This window comes from Salipaludibacillus neizhouensis, from assembly GCF_002886185.1.
In the GTDB taxonomy this organism is placed as follows: Bacteria; Bacillota; Bacilli; order Bacillales; family Salisediminibacteriaceae; genus Salipaludibacillus; species Salipaludibacillus neizhouensis.
Genome location: NZ_KZ614147.1, coordinates 236,633 through 256,752 on the forward strand (window position 1 = coordinate 236,633; position 20,120 = coordinate 256,752).

Here is a 20,120-nt window from a genome sequence, read left to right on the forward strand (position 1 = left end):
ATATTAACTTATCTCTATTATCATATAACATATATTTAACAGTTTAATTTCAAACTTAAATAACCTACTTCTTCGATAATCTGGCCCTATTCACATAGAAAAAGCGCAATTCTTATTATGAATTGCGCCTGATTGTTGCAGATTGAATCGCTAGGAATTAGGTACTAAAAGGAATCTAGCTTATGGCACTAACGCTTGCCGGTTAGTGCAAAATAATTATATTTTCACCATACAAATTTAGATGATATGACCATTAACTTCCGTTGTTCCTGAGACACCCATTCGTAAATTGAGACATTTTTTTATGCCATCAAATGTACTTTTGATGGCATAAACCGTAGAATACTTCTAGGGTTTTTATTTGGTCTGATATTGAATCACTTATTTTAAGTGGAGTGAAATTTGATTTTTCCATATTTCTTTCACTATAAGTTCAGGGCTATTAGCATCATTGTTCCCCATTATATTCATTGTCATCTTTAGGGTAATTTTATTTTTTTTATCAAATTCGTGTGATATAGCTTCATTGTACGAGTTATTATTAGAGAAAGTCATATGCCTTCCATAAGAAAGATGTATAGTATTTTGTCTAAACATTCCTCCTAACCACAGCTTGATTCCCGTTTTATAATCCCCATCTACATATAAATTGAAGACTGTTTTTGTATTGTCCATTCGATTTTCTTGAAATTCAAAATTAGGGTTTGAAGATTTTATTTGTACAAATAACTCTGATAGCAATTGAACAATGTCCTTATAACTTTGATTCATAAATTCTTCTATGTCTTTATCTGTGAACCGTTTTAAGTTAGGTATTTCCATGTCCGAAAAAGTGCTTTTTGGTTGTTGAGTGGATTGTCTAGGTTTTAATATCGGAGCTTTACCTAATGGTTCTATCTCATATAACAGTTCCCCATATATTCGATGTAATAGTTCATCGAAAGCCTCATTGAATGTACTTTCATCCGAAAAATCAATCGCATAGTAGCCTCTTAGATGAAAAGGAATCACTTTTTGAAATTCCCCTTGATGCTTAGTTATAAAGATTATTTTGTCTGGGTCTTCTTGTAAAAGTGGAAGGGATAAAATTGTCTCGAACCCAACTCCCCCTTGAAAGCTATCTGCCTTTTCAGCGTATTTTTCAGTCAAAACAATAATTATGAAGTCATTCTTTTGTAAATTGGTTATCATCATTTGATTCAGATTTATCGTACTTGATTGTGTAAGATGCCTATCAATTGTAGCATCCACCCCGTTTCCCCTTAACTTATTAACAAAATCCATTACCCACTGTTTATGTTGTTCACTATCCCAACTATAACTAACAAATGCTGTTCTTGTACTTTGTTCCATCAAAACTCCCCTTATTTCTATGATATTTTTAATAACTTGGTTTCCACTCACCATTCTTATAATTAATTGACCCAAACACCCCTCCTGCATTCCATAAAACATCAAAGGCTTTTTTTAGGGGGATAGTCACTTGTTCTTGTTGTTCTTCTTCAATTGCTACCCTTGGAAGAGTAATTTCGTTTTTATCAATCCTATAATGGTCAACAAAATATTCGAATGGAAGTTCTAGGTTATAGTTTAGAGTTCCAACTAATGTAATGTGGATACGGAATGGACCCTTTATACCTAATTCATTTAAAACCTTAATATATTTACTTGTAATATCAATAACCGATGATTCAAATCTTGATGCAAATAATTTTTTCTCACTTACATTAAAAAATCGGTCACTAACAGCTTCGATACAACCATTTCTAAACACCTGTGTATAGACATTTTTATTATGAGTTAGATATCCATCGTAATTATACCGATAATCGTATGCTCCATATCCGAATGGAGGGAGTTGTGGTGCTTTATGTTGCAGAACTGAAATATCTAATTGCTGTTCCTCTTGTTCAAACACATTTAGAGGAATTAGATGAAAAATCGCTTTTGTATCTGATTCAAATTCTATTGGAAGTTCATTGTTCTTAATAGTATCTATCCTAGATGTAATAAACGATTGAATATTGCTTTCAACTTTCTTCTGCCTTTCTTTATGTAGACAACTTAAAGTGTCATATAATAATTCCGATATTTCTTTTGTAGTATGTAAAGAAGTCTGTGCTTCGCCAAGCTCCAACATAACTGTTAACTTTCTATCTAGAGATTTTACTCGGTTTAGAAGATTGTCCATCGTAAATGCCCCCTGAAAGTGTTATTATTAGTTTCTTTAATAATTGTACCACTTGGGAAAATAATCTGGAACTGAAATTCATACAAACCTTATCTTCGTTAGAGTACAATATTAAAAAGGATGCATATTTTAAGTAGTTCATTTACCGTGGAGAAAACATCAAAGCACATAACAAATAGCATATGGTTTCGAAGTCCTTTTAACAACCATTTTAACAATTGATTTAACACGCAAAAACGCTTGGATAAGTTATGTATCCAAGCGTTTTTCATTGTTTTCATTTATACTCCTTATTCAACTAAAGCTCCTCCTATAGTTAACGTACATTGTTTCACAAACTCGTTTTTGAAGTTAAATGAGATACTATATCATAATATAAGAAAAGCACGACATAACTGAAGCTAAAATTATACTGATTCAGCTCTACCTCTTGCCTTAAGTACACAAATATAATTATCCAACATTGTCTCTACTTTCTCATGTCTATTGTTTTTCACACTTCCACTTCCAGATAAATCCTTAAGCATGAATTTACTTTTTTCTTCATTCTCAAAAAACATTTTCAAGTTTTCCTCTTCTATCCATTTATCCAATTCATTATCATTACTAAAATACTTACCAAAATATCCACCTTGAAAACAATCATGAAGAAAATGGGGAACATAATCAAAATACGGTTTTGCACTACGTTCACAATTTATTCTTCTATTAGGTAAAATCATAACATTTTCTCTTTTCATTCCTCGCCTAAATAATTCTGAGAGTTTTACAACTATTGGTTCATTAACTGGGAGAAATTCTTCTAAATCATGTTTAATAAATTCGTTTAAAAAAGCCATTTTATTATTTATATTTCCTATTTTCTTTAAAAATGGATATTGATTGAGTCTTACTAATGAAAATCTTAGTGGTAACCACAAAGAAATAATTGTGTCTGCTTCTAAATTTCCATCTGTTAATTGACAATCCAAATCATTTTCTTTTCTAAAATTATCATGCAGTTTTTCATTTCCTTTATATGGCACTTTAGGTTTGTTATTTTCGTAATACATCCACTGCTGAATTTTTTTCTCAATAGGTTTTAACGTCTCAACACTTTCCATTGTTTTTAGACCCTCCATACCTGCCCTTTAGAACAATAAGAGTTCTATCCTGTTAAACTAACGCAACCGAAAGTACAATGTCTTTGTTAACTTTCTGTTCATTAATAAAGAGTTTTAGGAATAGGTAATTAAATGTTTTTCTTTTTTTCATATCTTATGAAACAAGTCTGCCTTATGTTGCTAAATATCTCTTTTCTTAATTTTATAACCTATATATTTATGAGATTCCATGCCTATAATAGGTGCATATGTAACTCTGGGAATGCTCTCTATAATGTTGTGTATTTGGTCTATTCTTATTACTTCAATAGAGTAAGGATTACTCAAGATTACATATTCAATTTTTTCTTTAAATGTAAGTATCCACTCTAATAAATTCTTGTCTGCACTTATTCTATATGAATCAAAAATTTCTGCTGGCTCATTTTCTCTGCTAATTGCAGTTTGAATATTAACATCTATATAATCAAGTAGAAAAATACCATGTTTAGATGGAGAGATTTTTTTCTCATAACTTTTTATATGTTTTAGCCAATTTTTCTTTATTGAATTTACAATATTAAGATGTGTGTGTTGTTCAAATGGGCGAGAAATTGATTTGCTTACTAGCGTATCTTCTTCACTCTTATCAAGATTACTTAAAAAAGTAGTTTCACTTTCCCTTTTAAAAATCAAGGATTCTTGCTTCTGTTTTGCCCCTTTTCTCCTCTCTGATGATGAAGTAACTGCAAATTGTTCAATAAAGCCATCTTCAAATATAAAATCTGGAAATTCATTACTATTGTGATTAGGCTTAGCATCCTTTAACCATTTTTGTAATTCAATATATTGTTGACTTGACATACCAAAACAATCTTTCATATTTATTTTGTTTTTTACTAAATCCAAGCATGTTTGCTCTATGTTATCTTGGTATTTTTGATTCTTACTCATTCTGCACATCCTTTCTATTTTTGTCATGGATTACTAATTTGTTATTTTGTAGACAGTAATTTTATTATCTATACAATTAAATCTTCTAAGAACATACGGTTTCCTTGTCCATTTGATGGGCTCCTTCAAAAAAGTCTCATTAAACATATAAGGATTCATTAGTTCAATAAAAAATGGTATACCTTATTCAAGGGTTCTCCCCGTTTGTTTAAGTGAACGACTTCACAATGTCACTATATTTCTACTTTTATTTTAACATATATATCCAAACTGCTTTAAATTAAGTTGACACTTCACATACTATATCGCAGTGAATTCACATGGCTTCTAATAATTGTTGCATGCCTAGTGAAAATAGGTGTGAATTTCTAAGTAATTTCTCTTGAAAAAGCTCAAATCACTTGATATAACAAGAAAAAACGCGTGAGGTTTTCAATATGAAATCCCATGCGTTTTGAAGTGTGAATGGCTTGTTTGTACCTCTGAAGTAAAACCGTTAGTGTTATCATGAGGGGTTACTTTTTTCAATAAATGTCATCTATCTATGTGACCAAATATCTAGCAAAGTATCTTTAATGAAATTTATAATTAAGTAAGCGTCAAATCATCTTCTATTGAAAGTGGTGATCATTTGACGCTTACGTTGGAAATATCATAAGGGTCTTACTCATAATCCAAAGTAAGGAGTGATAAACATTTGACACAACCACGATCCCTTAAAAAGGTACTCCTCTTCATTGGATACAACTGTACTACAATATTCACAATCTAAATCTGATACTATATCAAATTCTCAACCTCTTGTTTATTTCAATAACTAAAGAGCATTGAAACAAAAAACAAATTAAGATATCTCATCTTGCTACTCTAACTGTTCAACTTATCCGCTTTTATTTAACGTATTGCCACCTAATTAATTGTACAAACTATACTTTTACCATATGTAAAACTCTCCACCGTTCTTTCCTTCTGCACTAGCAAACTTCGAAAGGAAATATTCATATACACGACCAAGAACGTCTTTTGACCGACTTTCCTTGTCACCTACTTGGAATGAGAACATATCAATCGTTTCACCAAGACGTGTCTTATCAAGGTCTGGACGCGCATAGTTTTTAGGAAGAACCCCCTTTAAGGAGTCATTCTCCTTCTCAATTGCAATCATTGCTTCGTCAATAACTTGTCCGATTTCTGGCTTCTTTGAGCTCTCATTAATATAAGTCCAACGTGCTTCTTTTGGAACCCAGAAGATGTTCTCTGCTAAGTATTCATCTTTATCTTCAGGATCTGCATATTCATCTCCCTCTAACTCTTTGTGCTTTTCTTCAAAAGAATCCGATACGTATTTTAGAAAAAGCAAGCCAAGTACCACGTGCTTGTACTCCGAAGCATCCATGCTTCCCCGAAGTTTATCTGCCATCCCCCATAACTTTTCTTCAAACCCTATATTTCCTGTTACTTTAGCCATTTTAATTCCTCCACTATTTTCTCTATCTGTCGCAATCATGAATAAAACATAATTAATGCAACTTTCTCTTAGTACATATTTACTATTATTATACGTTCATTTTTAATACTAGTAAATGATCCATGTGATTCTATGAATAATGAACTGATAAACTCCTTCTAATAGATAAATAAATTCAGCCAATTGTTTCGTTACAATAAATGGAACATATATTATTATTTTTTCCCAAATAACCTATAATTATGAAATGTTTTCTCAAGGTCATACAATTCATTCTTTATTATTAAAGTGATTTACTAGAGTAACTTCATTTCATTTTGTTGTATATAATAATTTTGGATAAGAAGAAACATCTAATTTTTTAACAACTTTTTAAGTAACTTATTTTACGATATTTTAATGCGCCACTTTGTCATATTTAAAGGTTTTTGGATCAGATATAATCCTATGATTAATCATAGGATTATAGAAAAATAATCAAAAATAACCTTATAAATAAGCACTTAATACAAATAACCAATCATAGGATAAATCCTATGATTGGTTATTTAAAAACTTCTACTTTTATCTTTCTCTCTTTCTCTATGCTATTATAATTAGTTGCTCTATTGCCTTAACATCCTTCTGCACAACTACTTTTAATAAAAAAGGAAAGTGAGATCTACGATTTCGAGAATGATAATACCTATCAAAGTTATTAAAGTAGTCATCAGCATATTCTTTAAGTTGAATAGCAACGTCAGTAACAAGATCAGTAATAGTACTCCCTTGTGTTGTTATCATAAGTTCTTTAATGCTTCCATAGAACATGTTATCGTTATCTTTTTTAACTACTACTTGTAAAATATGTTTCTCTAAAATTAGCTGAATGTGGTCTACGTTTAAACCATAGAAATCTGCGGACATACCTTTTATTTTAAATGGATGCTTCAACTTATCATCTTCATATTCAATTTTTTTCATAAACTCTCTCCTTTAGTTCTATCACCATAAAACAAAAGGCAGACGATAGTTAAAATTAATTAATAGTCAATAATATCCCTAACGTTCTTTCTTTCCCGATATGTATGCTCTTGCAATAGCTTCAAGCGTGGACTCAGGAACTTGGTTCAAAAAGTCTACTACAGTATTTGAATACTGTTTATTTTTAAAATCATTATCTATATTATTCAGATTTTCATAATTCTTGTCTATGCAAACAAGATCATGAATTTGAACGTCATAATAAGTAGCAATTTTGTGTAAAGTTTTGATATGTAAGTCTCTTTTTCCTTGTTCAATCATGTTTATAAAAGATTGTGAAAGACCAATATCACCTGCAAGATCACGCTGACTCATTCCTCTCTCTTTTCTCAGGTTAATCAGATTATCTTTTATACGTTCTTTCACATAAACAAATGTATCATCACTAGATTTCATTCTTTACCTCCTATTACCAGATGTTTCATGAGACACCTTCCATTTATATACATCCAAACTCATATCATTAACTTCCTCAATGTTAATATTATATTTATTGTATATCTTCAACTGTCAATTCTCCAGTACATTAAACATATAACTCTGCTTATATGTTTTTTCATTATGTGCGTAATGCGTTTTAGTTTTGGAGTTTCACCCTCACGCTAAACAAACCAGCTATTAATAAATAATAACTAGTTTGTTTTAACTCACTTATAATCATCCGCAAAAATTATTTAACCATACACTACTTATATACGCTAAATTGAGTAAGCAAGACTCTACGATTAACAATGCGAATAATATCTATTTACTATGGTAAAGAGTACAACACGAACATATCGTAATTATACCTTATATCACGGGCTTTTTTTAACACTCTATACATTCGTTAGACTTACAATTGTTTTTTTATTAATTTTATCCTTTTTCTTATCTCTCCACTATGATTAATCCATTATTTTTTTATATTTCTCTATCTCCATGCCCACTTCACAAAACTCCATTTCTGGAAAAATAGTTCTAGACTGTCTTCGATCACGACTGATTTCCTTTTTCAATTCTTCGTATATCGTAAACATTTGTTTTGCACGAGTCTTTGAGATAGTTATCCAAACTATTGGAATATCAATCTCTTTCACATGGTATGAGTCCCCATTATAGTGCGGACGGATTGTTTTAATGTAACGTTTAAACCGTTCTCTTAATTTATCTATTCGCTCAGTCCCTCGATCGAACTCTATCCAATAAGATTGAGACCCTAATTTTAATAGAGCATCTGGCGAAACCATAAGTTTTTTTTGATTCTTTATTACTTTATAGTCTGGAAATTTTCTAGACCAATTTCGAAAAATAAATGATTGTGCTTGATATTCATTTACCCATGTTATTTTATTTCTGTTATTCGTGGACAGGCTCTCAAGAATACGCACTAGTATATCTACAATCCCGAGATAATGCGCAACTTGGTAATCCTTGGCTGGTCTAATTCTTTGATCGATCCCTCTCACTATCTTAACTTCATTTATTCCTATGTTACTAAGTCCATAAGCTCTAGTAGGTCTCCCACGAGTTTTCGTCTGGAGATCGATAACTCTAAACCATTCCCCACGAGTTTTCATTAAACGAAACAATTGATTGTTAACCTCACCCTGATTTGCTTGCAGAAGAACTTGCAATTGGTTTCTCGTAACGAATCCACAATCAAACATAATAAAAATCATTTTTTCTTGAACTGATAAATCTTCTCTAGTAATGAGTTCCATTAGCATAAAAAATCCCCCTTTCAATTAGTGCTGAGTCGGGAGATAATAACGCCTTAATTGCATTCATTTATTATAGAAAATTGCTAATGAATTATATTTTTTCTTCGATTTTTCTCTTAAATACTCATATTACACAGACTCCATTATTAATCATCATTTCTCTTGAGTCTCTTTCTATCGTTCTTCTCTTAATTCAGCTCTTCTTAATGACAGGTATTTTCCGCTACCCGTTAGAACTAGCCTTAAAATTCACTGATAGATGAACCACTTATTAATTATTTTATATCTAAGATGATATTTACCTCATTTAGGTCAGTGACCATGTTAACCTACCTATATTTTTCTCTTATAAGCTTTTTTAGATAAAGTAATTATCCTATTCCGGATTTTTTCCCACTCACTCATACTTTTCATGCGATCAATTTCAAAGTAATGTGATAAAACTTTGGATAATGGCTTCATTACACCGTGATTTATTTTTTCTACTATCTCTTCACTATAATCAGGATTTTCTTTTGTTTTTTTTATAACATAATCGAGAAAATTTTCACCTTTAAAATTATAGTGGAGAAAGTTTCTAAGTATTTTACACTCATCTTTTAACTCTATATTATAATGCTCAATAATATTGGAGAGTTCTTGATTACATGATTGATCTATTTTATCAAAATCTTCTTTTAAAAATTTCTTCATATTTAAGAGGTTATCCATAACCTCATCTGACTTTATTGAAATTAAGCGTAAGGTTATATATATATCTATAGTTAAATCATCATTATCAAATCTAACACCATGACTTAACCATAAGCAAAAAGTAGTTTCTTGCAATATTAACAAAAGACGAGTAATTATTATATTTAGAGACTCTTCTTCTTTATACAGCTGAGAATGATGAATATCTTTGGATGAATAATCAGAATCATCGCTATAGTTAAAAGTTGGTAATAATTCAAAAGATATGACATTTGATTTTGTTATACCTTCTAAACTTACTGAAAACTCATAAGCAGTTGCTCCTACATATTTAAAAAACTCTAATGCATTTCTTTGATTAATTCTTGGATTTGATTCTAAGATATTCGTATCTATAAATAGGTATTGTTGAAAAATTGTACTACCTACAAGCATATCATTTTCTATAAACAGTCCAATATTGTCAACATCATCTCCAAATTGTTTAATAGAGTTTTGGAGAATATTCTCATATATTTGACGATTATTACCCTTGTTATAAAGTTTAACCTTATGTCTTATATTTTTAATATTCTGATGCAAGGTGAATTCATTATTAAAAATTTCTTTATTAATTTGGTAAATAATTAGGCACGCATCCCTTGCAAGAGAATACACAGGTACTTTGGAAAACTTTTTGTTGTCTTTTAACCTAATTAAATAAGCTATGCCACAAAGATCATAATAAGCTGTTTCTATTGCAGAATTCCCCATGATTTACCTACCCCAAAACTATGTAATATTCAATGATTTCCTTCTACCGATTTTACACTTAACATTCTTAAACTATCGCTCTCCGTTACTTTAAGTACAATTATTCACATACTTTCGTTAATTCGTAATTAGACTTCCAGTTGTTGGATGGAAGATTAAGATTGATTTTGTAATGAATTCAAATTTTGCATTTTTCTATGTAGAACTCTTCATTAGAGTTTTTTATAACAATATCAAAATTCTCATGATAAGGATGCATAAATAAATCATATTGAATTCTACGTTGTACGTGAGATTGTTTTAAATAATTAAGATCTGTCCCTCTTTCAGAAACATCACGAACTCGTCTTCGTATTAACTCAGTTTCTCCATCAGTATATAAATAAACTGTTAAATCAAACAAACTTGGATTTAAAAACGCAACACTCATGCCCTCAACAATGTTAATATTATTTTGTGTAGAAATTAAAGTCCTCTTCAAGTAATGCGTACCTATTGTATAAAAATCTAAAGGATCTCTTATCATCATTATATCTCTTTTCAAAGCCAACAAATTATGAGCCGTTGGGTGACAAGCTGTCATTTTATAAGAGTGATTTTCTTTATTATATTCATAATCTATACTCGTGTACTTCCTGACATCAGTAATTATATATGGGTCAGTATTTATATAATTCACATTATTCCCCAAGAGCTTTATAAGGTTATTTGCAAATGTTGTCTTACCAGAAGCACCATGTCCTGATATACCAATGATAATTCTTTCACCTTTCTTATTTATCAAATTGGCTAGCTTATATAAAAGTTTTTCCATTATTGCCTCCCTTATTTTACTTCAACTATCGCACCCTTTACATCAATAAGAAACCCCGGATGGATACAAAAAAGAGAAATAAAAATGTAACTGTTCCTAACCAGCCGTAACCTTTATTCCCCTTTTGAAACTCCCTTAATCCCATTACTAACATCGTCAAACTCAAAAAAAACATGTTATATGGTAGGAGTTTAAAATTCCCAGTAATCAAACTGTACCCTGCAAGTAAAATAACTGTTATTGTTAAAATAATGTGCAAAATCTTTAACAATTGATTTTTCACCACCTTTTTCCTGTTATCATAAAGTCCTAATTGCTTGTTAAACTATCCTCCCTCTATAATCTTTTTGTTTTCTTACGAAAACTCCGTTTATCTAAGGATTTCATAGCTACTCTTTACCACTAGACATTATTTACATGGTTAGTTTTAACTTATCTTTTAAAAAATGGATGTTAGGGGGCTGATTGACCAGCTCCACTTAAGTAATTTTTTAAAAGTAGAGGGGAATTTTACGTATGATCGCAACGATGGATCTCCACGTTTCTCATGGGGTTAACCCTCCCATGTCTCCCAGAGTCAATGCTCCTACATTCCTTCGTTCAACCTTGCCATGAGGGTGGAGGTCAGATATGCTCCCCGCCAGGGTCTCTGCCCGTAGTTTTAGTTTATGTTCTGACTTCTCCGTGCTTCAAATGTCTTTTGATAATAAGTAAGTTGTTTAAAATCACTTAGGTTAATAGAGTTTAATAAAACATGGTATTTGAGTTATGCAGCTTCCTGTAAGTTATTAAAGTGTGGAATATCACTAAGCATCTTTTCTTCACTGAACTCACACTGTTTAGTGCCTACTGTAAATAAGATTCGTATTAGTTTATTGCATATGGCAATTAAAGACGGCATTTTTTTTAACGGATTGTCTGGACGGGTCGTATAATACTCATGCAGATCTTTAAAGGCTTGGTTCTTAGCGACTAACGGCATTACAACTCGAAAGAGGAGAGCTCTGAGCTTCTTTCTCCCTCGTTTTGTAATGGTTGTGCGTCCTTTATGAAGTCCTGATGTATTTTCCCGTAAGTTTAGTCCAGCTAGTTTAATAATTTGTTTTGGATGAGAATAGTTTCTTAGATCGCCTACTTCAGCTAAAAATGCAGCGACCGTATCTTTCCCTATTCCTGTGATTGCCACCATATTATGAACACCAGGAACTTGTTTAAGCAATTCATCTAAATGAGCATCTAGTTCTTCGAACTTTTCTTTCAATAAGTCATATTGAGCTAATAAGGTTTTAAGCTCTAATTTAGCCATGTTATTTCCTTGTTTAATGCCGACTGAACAACAAGCCGCCTCTTTTAATCTCCTCACTCTACTTAAACCAACACCTCTTTGGGCGCCCTTTTTGAGGTGTTTTAAAATTTCACCATCAGATAGTTTCAGTAGCTCATGTGGTAGTAGATTAAGCTTTAAAGTACGAAGTGCAGCTTTTCCTTCCCAGTCTTTAAAGGCTGTAAAAAACTCAGGGAAATAGCGGTCTAGCCGATTGTGAATCTTACCTTGTACAGAACGTAGGTCAGTAGATAATAGCTCGCGCACTTTCATTGCTCCTCGAAGTTCTGCATAAACACCTTCAGGGATACTTGGTTCAGCGTAGCGACCGTCTTTGACCAACTGTGCTATGACTTTGGCATCTTTCACGTCATTTTTTGTTGGTGAATTATCGTCTAATTCTTTGCTTTTCTTAGTGTGCAATGGATTGACCACAACACACTTGATATTTAACTCTTTTAAATAATGTGCAAGGTTAAGCCAGTAATGTCCTGTTGGCTCCATACCAACGAAGACTTTATTCATTTGATTATCAACTTGAAGTTGTTTAATCCAACCTATTAAGCCATCAAACCCTGATTGAGTATTTTCAAAAGTAATAGATTTCCCTAGATCCATTCCTCTGAAATCCTGTGCTCTTGCGACGTGATTAAACTTTGCAATATCAACACCTATAATTAGTGTTTCAGCTGTGATTTGAGCAATTTTGTGATTTTGGTTATAATTCATTAGTGAGTCCTCCTTGGTTATCAATTAAGGGTCCTTTTGCGCGCAAAGCTTTGGACACCTCGTATCATACCAAGAGGACTCTTTTTCTATCAAACTCTAAATTCTTTAATTACAGGAATGCTCCCCGTTAGTTTAGTTAACTTTTAAACTCTATAAAGTGGCTTGAATTGGGATAGAGATTTCCCTTCGAAAATCCTAAAGAAGTATAAAATTTATCAGCCTGTTCCGTATCTGTATGAAGCACCAAAATTTTATAATGTCTTTTTGCATCGTCAATTATTTTTTTTACTAAAAGGCTTCCAATACCGTTTCTCCTATACTCTCTTCTAACATAAAACCTTCTCAACCTACCAATAGATTGTTCATTTGAGAATGGGTCTTTATTTAATCCACCAATAGCAACAAGAACACCTTCCTTACTAAACACGCCAAATAAACCTTCTCCAGAATGATTAAAAGTATTACTGCCACTTTTATAATCATTTACTAATCTTTCTACAAAACGAAAGCCATCTTCTTTGCTTTGCTTTACCAAACTATCCAAATCACAATACAACAGATTTATTTGCTTTACCTCATATTCCCCCAATTTACCCACCCTTCGAATTACGTAATTTTTGTTGAACTATTCTCCCAGTTTGTCTAAGTGAAAAGTTTTATAAACTCTCACATATTCTAGTATCATTTTAACATAAATCCCCTAATTACTTTTCAAACTCTTAGGAACTACTCTTCAACCATTTGCCCCTATACACAAAGAAAGAACGCAAATCTTATTACAGATTTGCGCCTGTTTGTTGAAGAATGAATCGCTAGCAATTTGGTAAAAGTAACCTAGCTTATTGCACTAACGCTTGCCCATTAGTGCAAAATAATTATATTTTCACCATACAAATTTAGATGATATGACCATTAACTTCAATTGTTCCTGAGACACCCATTCGGAAAATGTTCTTTCATTCATTTATTTTGTCTCAAAGTTCTAGAGGCTTACTCTCCAACCATCCCATCTCCATCATTATCTCGCATATAGGGGTATAACCAATGATCACTCGTTATTGGCATACTGAAACCACCTGCTTTTGCTTCTTTAATTGTCACCTGTCCATTACCGTTAGTATCAACGCTAGAAACATCACCGTTTGTGCTTGAGGTAGTTGAATCGGAAGGCTCACTCTCTGTTAAACCGAGTGATTCGTTTACTTCATCAGGATTCACATTGTCAAATGTATCAACGATTTCGTTACCCATTAAAGTATAGGTATACTGATAACTTGAAGGAATCTGCGTTTCCGTATTCGGATAAGTAATAATTGCTTCAAAACTAGTGGCTCCACCTCCGCTACGGATCGCATTTTCCATATAAGCTTGATCACCATGTCGGTTGAGCGTACTTTCTTGTGGGGTAATATTATAAGCATTCGATACCCCTCCGAGAGAATCAGCAATAATATGTCCTTCATCTAAAACGTCACTTTCGACACCAAGAACCTTTGCCTCATCAGAGTAGTATCTACCAGACGATAATACAGGTTCGTTATTGTCATCTTGTATAATGATTTCGTCAGCAATGACACGTACTAGTTGCCCGTATTCATTAGTAAATGCCCAATATTCACGGTCCCCATAACCAATGTCAACGACGACGTTAGATTCACGATATCCAGACAAATCACCACCATCAACTTCAATAAGTTTGTATCCTGAGAACAGATCTTCATTTGTTTCAGGTGGTGTTTCCTTTACTACTGGTTCATCAACAACCTTAGTGGTAGCTTCTTCCTTTTCACTATTGTTATTTGTATTAGCTGTGGTTACTTCTTGTGGATCTGTTTCTCCATCTAGTTCTCCATCTGTTTCACTATTTTTGTTTGTATTAGCAGTGGTATCTTCTTGTAGATCTGTTTCTCCATCTAGTTCTCCATTTGTTTGACTATTGTTATTTGTATTAACTGTGGTTACTTCTTGTAGATCTGTTTCTCCATCTGTATTGGATGCATCTTCTACGTTGGTACAACCAAACATAAAGATGGTCGTTAAAAGTAAGATTAAATAGTTCATTTTCTTTTTCATGTTAGGACTCTCCTATAATAGTTTCATGTTGTTCATTCTAAAAATCTCGGAAGGTTAACATAAGTTAACCTATTGATACTTCCAATTACTTTACGAACATCAGCATTCGCAAGAGAATTCCAATGTGAAATCCAATGCGTTTCGAAATGTGAATTTCTTTATTAATCTCTGAGCTTTTTAATCTTGATTAATAGATGCTGAGGATAACTTAAAACCATAAATCAAATAATCATTGTAAGATGAGCAAACCTCAAATCTACTTATTTCATAAATACTTCAATTAACTCAAAAAGCTTCTTTTTATCTTTTTCGGATAAATTCTCTCCTTTATACTTTAGCGGGCGATACTTTAAATTATTTAGTTCAATTTCTTTTGATATTTCCTCATCATTTAATCCAACTAAGAAATCCAAGGAGACATTGAAAAAATTTGCTATTTTAATCAAGTTGTCTATTGGTGGTGTTCGATCTCCTAGCTCATAGCTAGTTATTTGACTTTTATTCAGTTCTAACTTATCCGCTAACTCTTTTTGACTCAAATTTATTTCTTTTCTTAACATTGAAACCTTTTTTCCTATCATCTATATCACCTTCTCTTTCTATTCTAATCGAAACGAAGCTTATTAACACGGACTAAATGTTTGACATAATACTAAAAGTGAACTAATATTTAATATAAGTTCACTTTTAGTGAATAAAGAAAGGGATGATTATATATATGCATAATACAATTTATACTTACAAAGACGTTTCATCGGATGTTAGCCGTAAATTATTTGATCTAAGAAAATCACACAATTTATCTCAGAGACAAATAGCTAAAGCTATAGGACATAACCAATCTCATATTAATATGTTGGAAACGGGAAAACGCGAATTAACACTCGAAACGTTATACAAGTTTGCAGTTTTCTATGATGTCTCAATGAGTGACCTACTAGCTATAACTAATAAAACTTCTACTGTCACTGAAGAACCGTCAGAAATGCAAAAACTAATTAATGAACCTTCTGTACGAAATCTACTAACAAAAGCAACACTAGAAGAATTAAAGTTGTTAGCACGAATTTATCTATCTAGTAGGAATGTCGCTATTGAATAATAATGTGGATCCTCAAATAAACCTAGTCAGCAAAAATGTAATAGAACTCGTTCGATCTTTAATACGTTATCACACTGAATCCCTCACAGAAAAACAACTAAACTTTATTCTTTATGAAGTATTTGGTGAAACAGGAAAAATATTTTCGGGTAACATTTCTACTTTCTTCGAGCACAAAGAAGAATATGATCGGCAATATCACTTAGGTCATGTATACTTATTGCATTTTCTTAACTACGATATTGCAAATGGCTATGAGTATTATCTCGGTCAGACTCGACGTAAAATAGACATACGCATAAAAGAACATGAAAGGGATTATGAGAGTGCTGTTGTTTTAGTAGACACGATAGAAAGCCTCAATCCTTTCTTAACGGAAACACTAATCACCAATCTATGGGACAGTAAATCGAAGCGCACGATAAAAAAAGGCAGTAACTATCCCTCAAGCTTATTCAACCTAACAAATTACGACCTAGGATGGTTTAAGAGTAAAAAAAAGTTTAGCATGGTGATAAATGACTCTATTCAATATTCAAAGCCCTTACTAGAAGACTCTATTCGCCCATTTGTTGAACAGATTAGTACTCTAATTAACCGTATTAAAACACAAGGATCTAATTAAGAGTAACAATGGGAGAAATTATCAATACAATTTCTATAGTTAAATTAAATTCGAGCTTAAACCATTAATACTATTGAAACTAAGACAAGAGGTTAATTGGGTTAATTAGGTTAATCACATTTATATTATAGATTATATTTTATACTTAATATCATAAATTATTATTAAACTTTAATATATAAACCATTAACCCTGTTAACCCTGTTAACCTTATCACTAGAAAAATAAAAATAGAAGACAACCAAAGCCATTGCGACTTTGTTGCCTTCTATTTCTCTTAGATCGTAGTATTAGTATTCAAGGTCAATCCAACCATAAATCGTTTATTCTTTGCTCCGACCTTCTTTTTAAACCCCCTTTCTTCTAGTGAAGCAATAAATTCTGTCTTTGTTAAAACAGATTCGTTATTAGTTGCTCGAAAACTTTTATATTGCTCATACAGTACTTTAATTTCTACATTAACAAGATTAGCTATTGAGCACATTTCATCTAGAAATTGTTTGAGTGGATCCATGTCTTCTCTATACTTGTTTACTTCCTGCATAATCGATTCAGGCTCATTTAGCCCTTCTTGTTTCCACAATTTGAAGCCGTCTACTGCCCACTTTAGAATTCCCTGTTGTTCACTTCTAAGCTTATCAGAGAGATTCCGATCTTTTTTCTCCGTTTCTAGATTCATATTAAAAGGGATGATCCTGAGTCTTCGCCATATTCCTTCATCATTACCTAGTATGACAGGTTTGTAATTTGAGCTAAAGAAAATCTTGAATTCCGGTTTAAACTCAAAGTATTCTTTTCTTAGGAACCTAGCTGTAACTTTGTCTCCTCCCGTTAGTTGTTTAACCTGCGCCTCCGCTAAAACTTTACCTTTTTCAGATTCAACTGCTACAACAAAACGTGTTTTATTTAGTCTTGCAATATCACTATTTATTGTATTTTCATATTGCTTTGTTATAAATGTTTCTGGATTAGTCTGTTTAGCATATCCACCTAAAATATCTTGAATAGCCTCTATAAACTTTGATTTTCCATTTCCCCCATTACCTATTAAGAAAAAGAGAACTTCTTCTGAGGTATTAGCAGATAACGAGTATCCTATTGCTTTCTGAACAAAGTGTATAAGTTCATAATCTGTTTCACCTAACTTGTTAATAAAAACCTCCTTCAGAAACTTCTCCCATCTATCAGCTTTCGCATTCGGATAATAATCTACCGGTGCAATTTTAGTAATATACTTTGATGGATCATGTGGCAGTAGGTTTCCAGTTTTTAAGTCGATAATTCCATTGTTAACATTCAACAAGTCTGGGTCTACATCTGGCTAATCGTTTACTACACTTACCATAGGCTTAAGATCTTGAATGCTGTGTATTCGAAGACTTCTAGTCTCACAACGTTCTGCCCATTTAAACATTGCTTTTCTATAATCATCATTATCAACTCTTTTAGCTTCTTGATAAATTAGACTAAATGTCCGGTTTGTAATGGTTTCGATCTCTTTTTTTCGATATTCAACCCATCTTTTTCCAGACCATACTAGCCAACCTCGTTCATTGCAGAACGAATTTTATATTCATCCCTCTGAATCTCTTGGGCTATCATTGGTGGTTTTACCCACCTAGCCAACTAGTTTTCTTATATGGTCCAACTGTGACCGTGTGAAGGTGAAGTCTAAATCTTCTAAAACAATAGCCGTTTCACCAGAGTTATATTTCATGTGGTAGTTGATGGAGTCGAGTGCTTTTTCTTCTGAACTTCTCATACTTTTTCTACCAAGTGTTTGTATTTTCGGTCGAATCGTTCTATGGATTTCTTTCTCAATTCCTTCGCACCCTCACAATTACAACTGATCAATCGATAAGCACCTAAGAAAGCATCTTCAACTATTTTCCCTTGGTCATTACATTTATCGCACTTAATCATGACAAACCCCTCAGTCTGTGGTTGAGTTTCTTTCGGTCACCCTTTACTACCACGATGAACTTCTTGCACATTTCGTATATCCGGCTTGCTAGTGCTTCGTCTAATTCGAACATGTCATCAATAATTAGTTCTGACGAGATAAGGACGGGCATATGATTCAAGTATCGGTGGTTGATGACCGAGTACATTTGTTCTAATTGCCATTCTGTAGCGCGTGGCGTACCCTTTACCGGCTTGAATAAGTCATCTACGAATAGCACGTCCACTTTTTTCATACGGTGTATCTTTGCTTCCAACTTTTGAAAGTCATCCTTCAAGTCGCTAAATCCTTCTACATAAGGGAAGTAGAGGACAGATACATTTTTACGCATAAGGTTGTTGGATACTGCCATGAGTATGTGCGTCTTCCCTGCGCCTGATTGGCCTAACAAAGCTATGCTGTTACCTCTGTCTTCTCGTATGTCTTTAAATTCTTTGAGGTACGACATCGCACATTGATACATGTCTTTTATTTGAGAGTCTTTATCCGTTGTGTCAAAATTCTGAAATCCGAGTTTAGCAAACTCTTTCGTTATAGCGCTGTTCTTCATAATCCGTTCTGTGCGTTTTCTTTCTACACATTCGCAATCATGCCAAAACTCATAACCCTCTGCATTTTTAATAATGAATCCCATGAAATCATTACATTCTTCACACTCTATCTCTTCCGATCCACCCTGTTCTATTGCCGAGGATGGCACCTTCTCTTTCATCCTTTGGATAACTTTTTCCATTCTTTCCATTCCATCCATTTACATCACCCTTTTGATTTAGGTATCCTTCAAACTTAGAACTAAATAACGTGTCTGGTCGAAGGTACTTACTCATATCATCTTTCTTTAGCCATTCACCTGATTTCACATCGATCACTCGTTTAAAGTCCTCTAGTCTGAATCCTTCGTTCCATCTTGCTTTTATCAAGTCTTTCGTTTTATTAGTCGTATGTTTATATTTAGATGAAGTCGCATCGTTGAGATAGGTGACTATCTCGACATAAGGTATATCATTACTTGGTTTATCAATACTTAGTTCATCAATACTTAGTTCATCAGTACTTAGTTCATCAGTACTTAGTTCATCAGTACTTAGTTCATCAGTACTTAGTAGTTGCGGATTATCCATTGATGGTTTATCCATTGATGGTTTATCCATGTATGGTTTATCCACTAGTGGTTTATCCATGTATGGTTTATCCCTATATGGTGTTTCAAATACTGACGTTTCCCAATCAAGTTTACCTTCACTATTTCGCTTGCGGTATCTCTTCATATATCCCATTAACTTCAATTCTTTAATGGCTGATTTCAAGGAGTCTTTACCGTCTCTAGCATGTTTTTCTAACTCGGTATCATAAAATGTCCAGTCATCAGGCATGGATAACATATAAGCAAGTAACCCTTTTGCCTTCCAAGTTAATTCAACGTCATTTAATGCGGTTCGATTCATTACAACGTAGTTATTTTCTTTTTTATCTCTGTAGATGCCCATTGTCCTCACCTCTGTATATAATCCTTTTAATGTGGTAAAATGTAGTTAAGAATGTTTTAGCTTGCGCCCTCTTACTTGGTGGTTAGAGGGTTATTTTGTATACCTTTCAAAACAGTGTGAATTACAAAAACTTGGA

Annotated in this window: 20 protein-coding genes and 2 pseudogenes; 2 read left to right on the top strand and 20 right to left on the bottom strand. The window is 32.7% G+C overall.

What is annotated here, in order from left to right; translation table 11 throughout:
- Nucleotides 1-381 precede the first annotated feature (381 nt).
- The 15 genes and pseudogenes from CEF18_RS18025 to CEF18_RS18095 form a co-directional block, all read right to left on the bottom strand.
- Nucleotides 382-1,428, bottom strand: coding sequence for a toll/interleukin-1 receptor domain-containing protein (locus tag CEF18_RS18025; protein ID WP_183041166.1), 1,047 nt, complete (start codon nucleotides 1,426-1,428; stop codon nucleotides 382-384).
- The gene (locus CEF18_RS18030) at nucleotides 1,382-2,191 is read right to left on the bottom strand and encodes a hypothetical protein (protein WP_110937934.1); all 810 of its coding nucleotides are present in this window, start codon (nucleotides 2,189-2,191) and stop codon (nucleotides 1,382-1,384) included. Before CEF18_RS18030 ends, CEF18_RS18025 begins: the two co-directional genes overlap by 47 nt.
- A gap of 407 nt (nucleotides 2,192-2,598) precedes the next feature.
- The gene (locus CEF18_RS18035) at nucleotides 2,599-3,294 is read right to left on the bottom strand and encodes a hypothetical protein (protein WP_110937935.1); all 696 of its coding nucleotides are present in this window, start codon (nucleotides 3,292-3,294) and stop codon (nucleotides 2,599-2,601) included.
- A gap of 180 nt (nucleotides 3,295-3,474) precedes the next feature.
- Entirely contained in the window at nucleotides 3,475-4,227 is a 753-nt protein-coding gene (locus tag CEF18_RS18040) for a hypothetical protein (RefSeq protein ID WP_110937936.1), read from the bottom strand.
- Between the two features lie 943 nt (nucleotides 4,228-5,170).
- Nucleotides 5,171-5,695, bottom strand: a pseudogene (locus tag CEF18_RS18045) (type I restriction-modification system subunit M N-terminal domain-containing protein); the annotation flags it as partial.
- Nucleotides 5,696-6,277: 582 nt separating this feature from the next.
- Nucleotides 6,278-6,658 carry a hypothetical protein gene (locus CEF18_RS18050; protein ID WP_110937937.1) on the bottom strand — a complete coding sequence of 127 codons (381 nt, stop codon included), beginning with the start codon at nucleotides 6,656-6,658 and terminating at the stop codon, nucleotides 6,278-6,280.
- Between the two features lie 78 nt (nucleotides 6,659-6,736).
- Nucleotides 6,737-7,114 (bottom strand): helix-turn-helix domain-containing protein, encoded by a 378-nt coding sequence (locus tag CEF18_RS18055; RefSeq protein ID WP_110937938.1) that lies wholly within the window; start codon nucleotides 7,112-7,114, stop codon nucleotides 6,737-6,739.
- A gap of 491 nt (nucleotides 7,115-7,605) precedes the next feature.
- Complete coding sequence (locus CEF18_RS18060) at nucleotides 7,606-8,427, bottom strand: replication-relaxation family protein (RefSeq protein WP_110937939.1); 822 nt, start codon at nucleotides 8,425-8,427, stop codon at nucleotides 7,606-7,608.
- A 327-nt stretch (nucleotides 8,428-8,754) separates the two neighbouring features.
- The gene (locus CEF18_RS18065) at nucleotides 8,755-9,867 is read right to left on the bottom strand and encodes a DNA polymerase III subunit gamma/tau (protein ID WP_110937940.1); all 1,113 of its coding nucleotides are present in this window, start codon (nucleotides 9,865-9,867) and stop codon (nucleotides 8,755-8,757) included.
- Between the two features lie 178 nt (nucleotides 9,868-10,045).
- A complete protein-coding gene (locus CEF18_RS18070) occupies nucleotides 10,046-10,681 on the bottom strand; it encodes a uridine kinase family protein (RefSeq protein ID WP_110937941.1) in 636 nt (211 codons plus the stop codon).
- Between the two features lie 37 nt (nucleotides 10,682-10,718).
- Entirely contained in the window at nucleotides 10,719-10,952 is a 234-nt protein-coding gene (locus CEF18_RS18075) for a DUF3953 domain-containing protein (protein WP_110937942.1), read from the bottom strand.
- A 495-nt stretch (nucleotides 10,953-11,447) separates the two neighbouring features.
- Entirely contained in the window at nucleotides 11,448-12,734 is a 1,287-nt protein-coding gene (locus CEF18_RS18080; RefSeq protein WP_110937943.1) for an IS110 family RNA-guided transposase, read from the bottom strand.
- 136 nt (nucleotides 12,735-12,870) lie between these two features.
- Nucleotides 12,871-13,323, bottom strand: coding sequence for a GNAT family N-acetyltransferase (locus tag CEF18_RS18085; RefSeq protein WP_110937944.1), 453 nt, complete (start codon nucleotides 13,321-13,323; stop codon nucleotides 12,871-12,873).
- Between the two features lie 401 nt (nucleotides 13,324-13,724).
- Nucleotides 13,725-14,807, bottom strand: a complete 1,083-nt coding sequence (locus tag CEF18_RS18090; RefSeq protein WP_110937945.1) for a DNA/RNA non-specific endonuclease — start codon at nucleotides 14,805-14,807, stop codon at nucleotides 13,725-13,727.
- Between the two features lie 260 nt (nucleotides 14,808-15,067).
- Nucleotides 15,068-15,388: a helix-turn-helix domain-containing protein gene (locus CEF18_RS18095; protein ID WP_110937946.1), complete on the bottom strand. Its 321-nt coding sequence runs from the start codon at nucleotides 15,386-15,388 to the stop codon at nucleotides 15,068-15,070.
- Nucleotides 15,389-15,525: 137 nt separating this feature from the next.
- Here CEF18_RS18095 and CEF18_RS18100 point away from each other — a divergent pair, with 137 nt between their 5' ends.
- Both CEF18_RS18100 and CEF18_RS18105 read left to right on the top strand, forming a co-directional pair.
- A complete protein-coding gene (locus CEF18_RS18100; RefSeq protein ID WP_183041206.1) occupies nucleotides 15,526-15,909 on the top strand; it encodes a helix-turn-helix domain-containing protein in 384 nt (127 codons plus the stop codon).
- Complete coding sequence (locus CEF18_RS18105) at nucleotides 15,902-16,534, top strand: hypothetical protein (RefSeq protein ID WP_110937948.1); 633 nt, start codon at nucleotides 15,902-15,904, stop codon at nucleotides 16,532-16,534. Before CEF18_RS18100 ends, CEF18_RS18105 begins: the two co-directional genes overlap by 8 nt.
- Before the next feature lie 277 nt (nucleotides 16,535-16,811).
- Here the strand turns inward: CEF18_RS18105 and CEF18_RS18110 are convergent.
- The 5 genes and pseudogenes from CEF18_RS18110 to CEF18_RS18120 form a co-directional block, all read right to left on the bottom strand.
- A pseudogene (locus tag CEF18_RS18110) lies at nucleotides 16,812-18,080 on the bottom strand (DNA primase family protein); the annotation flags it as partial.
- 72 nt (nucleotides 18,081-18,152) lie between these two features.
- Nucleotides 18,153-18,296 carry a hypothetical protein gene (locus tag CEF18_RS26075; protein ID WP_190238705.1) on the bottom strand — a complete coding sequence of 48 codons (144 nt, stop codon included), beginning with the start codon at nucleotides 18,294-18,296 and terminating at the stop codon, nucleotides 18,153-18,155.
- Complete coding sequence (locus tag CEF18_RS26080; RefSeq protein ID WP_183041204.1) at nucleotides 18,293-18,457, bottom strand: hypothetical protein; 165 nt, start codon at nucleotides 18,455-18,457, stop codon at nucleotides 18,293-18,295. Before CEF18_RS26080 ends, CEF18_RS26075 begins: the two co-directional genes overlap by 4 nt.
- Nucleotides 18,454-19,197: an ATP-binding protein gene (locus tag CEF18_RS18115; protein ID WP_263053812.1), complete on the bottom strand. Its 744-nt coding sequence runs from the start codon at nucleotides 19,195-19,197 to the stop codon at nucleotides 18,454-18,456. The genes CEF18_RS26080 and CEF18_RS18115 overlap by 4 nt, the downstream gene beginning before the upstream one ends.
- On the bottom strand, nucleotides 19,148-19,984 hold the full coding sequence (locus CEF18_RS18120) for a conserved phage C-terminal domain-containing protein (RefSeq protein ID WP_110937951.1): 837 nt from the start codon (nucleotides 19,982-19,984) through the stop codon (nucleotides 19,148-19,150). The genes CEF18_RS18115 and CEF18_RS18120 overlap by 50 nt, the downstream gene beginning before the upstream one ends.
- Nucleotides 19,985-20,120 lie beyond the last annotated feature (136 nt).

What these genes read in the sequence shown, in the direction of transcription:
- CEF18_RS18050 (WP_110937937.1), bottom strand. Translation starts at nt 6,658, where the DNA reads ATGAAAAAAATTGAATATGAAGATGATAAGTTGAAGCATCCATTTAAA.
- CEF18_RS26080 (WP_183041204.1), bottom strand. Translation starts at nt 18,457, where the DNA reads ATGATTAAGTGCGATAAATGTAATGACCAAGGGAAAATAGTTGAAGAT.
- CEF18_RS26075 (WP_190238705.1), bottom strand. Translation starts at nt 18,296, where the DNA reads ATGAGAAGTTCAGAAGAAAAAGCACTCGACTCCATCAACTACCACATG.
- CEF18_RS18100 (WP_183041206.1), top strand. Translation starts at nt 15,526, where the DNA reads ATGCATAATACAATTTATACTTACAAAGACGTTTCATCGGATGTTAGC.
- CEF18_RS18060 (WP_110937939.1), bottom strand. Translation starts at nt 8,427, where the DNA reads ATGCTAATGGAACTCATTACTAGAGAAGATTTATCAGTTCAAGAAAAA.
- CEF18_RS18070 (WP_110937941.1), bottom strand. Translation starts at nt 10,681, where the DNA reads ATGGAAAAACTTTTATATAAGCTAGCCAATTTGATAAATAAGAAAGGT.
- CEF18_RS18055 (WP_110937938.1), bottom strand. Translation starts at nt 7,114, where the DNA reads ATGAAATCTAGTGATGATACATTTGTTTATGTGAAAGAACGTATAAAA.
- CEF18_RS18080 (WP_110937943.1), bottom strand. Translation starts at nt 12,734, where the DNA reads ATGAATTATAACCAAAATCACAAAATTGCTCAAATCACAGCTGAAACA.
- CEF18_RS18095 (WP_110937946.1), bottom strand. Translation starts at nt 15,388, where the DNA reads ATGATAGGAAAAAAGGTTTCAATGTTAAGAAAAGAAATAAATTTGAGT.
- CEF18_RS18030 (WP_110937934.1), bottom strand. Translation starts at nt 2,191, where the DNA reads ATGGACAATCTTCTAAACCGAGTAAAATCTCTAGATAGAAAGTTAACA.
- CEF18_RS18065 (WP_110937940.1), bottom strand. Translation starts at nt 9,867, where the DNA reads ATGGGGAATTCTGCAATAGAAACAGCTTATTATGATCTTTGTGGCATA.
- CEF18_RS18120 (WP_110937951.1), bottom strand. Translation starts at nt 19,984, where the DNA reads ATGGGCATCTACAGAGATAAAAAAGAAAATAACTACGTTGTAATGAAT.
- CEF18_RS18040 (WP_110937936.1), bottom strand. Translation starts at nt 4,227, where the DNA reads ATGAGTAAGAATCAAAAATACCAAGATAACATAGAGCAAACATGCTTG.
- CEF18_RS18090 (WP_110937945.1), bottom strand. Translation starts at nt 14,807, where the DNA reads ATGAAAAAGAAAATGAACTATTTAATCTTACTTTTAACGACCATCTTT.
- CEF18_RS18035 (WP_110937935.1), bottom strand. Translation starts at nt 3,294, where the DNA reads ATGGAAAGTGTTGAGACGTTAAAACCTATTGAGAAAAAAATTCAGCAG.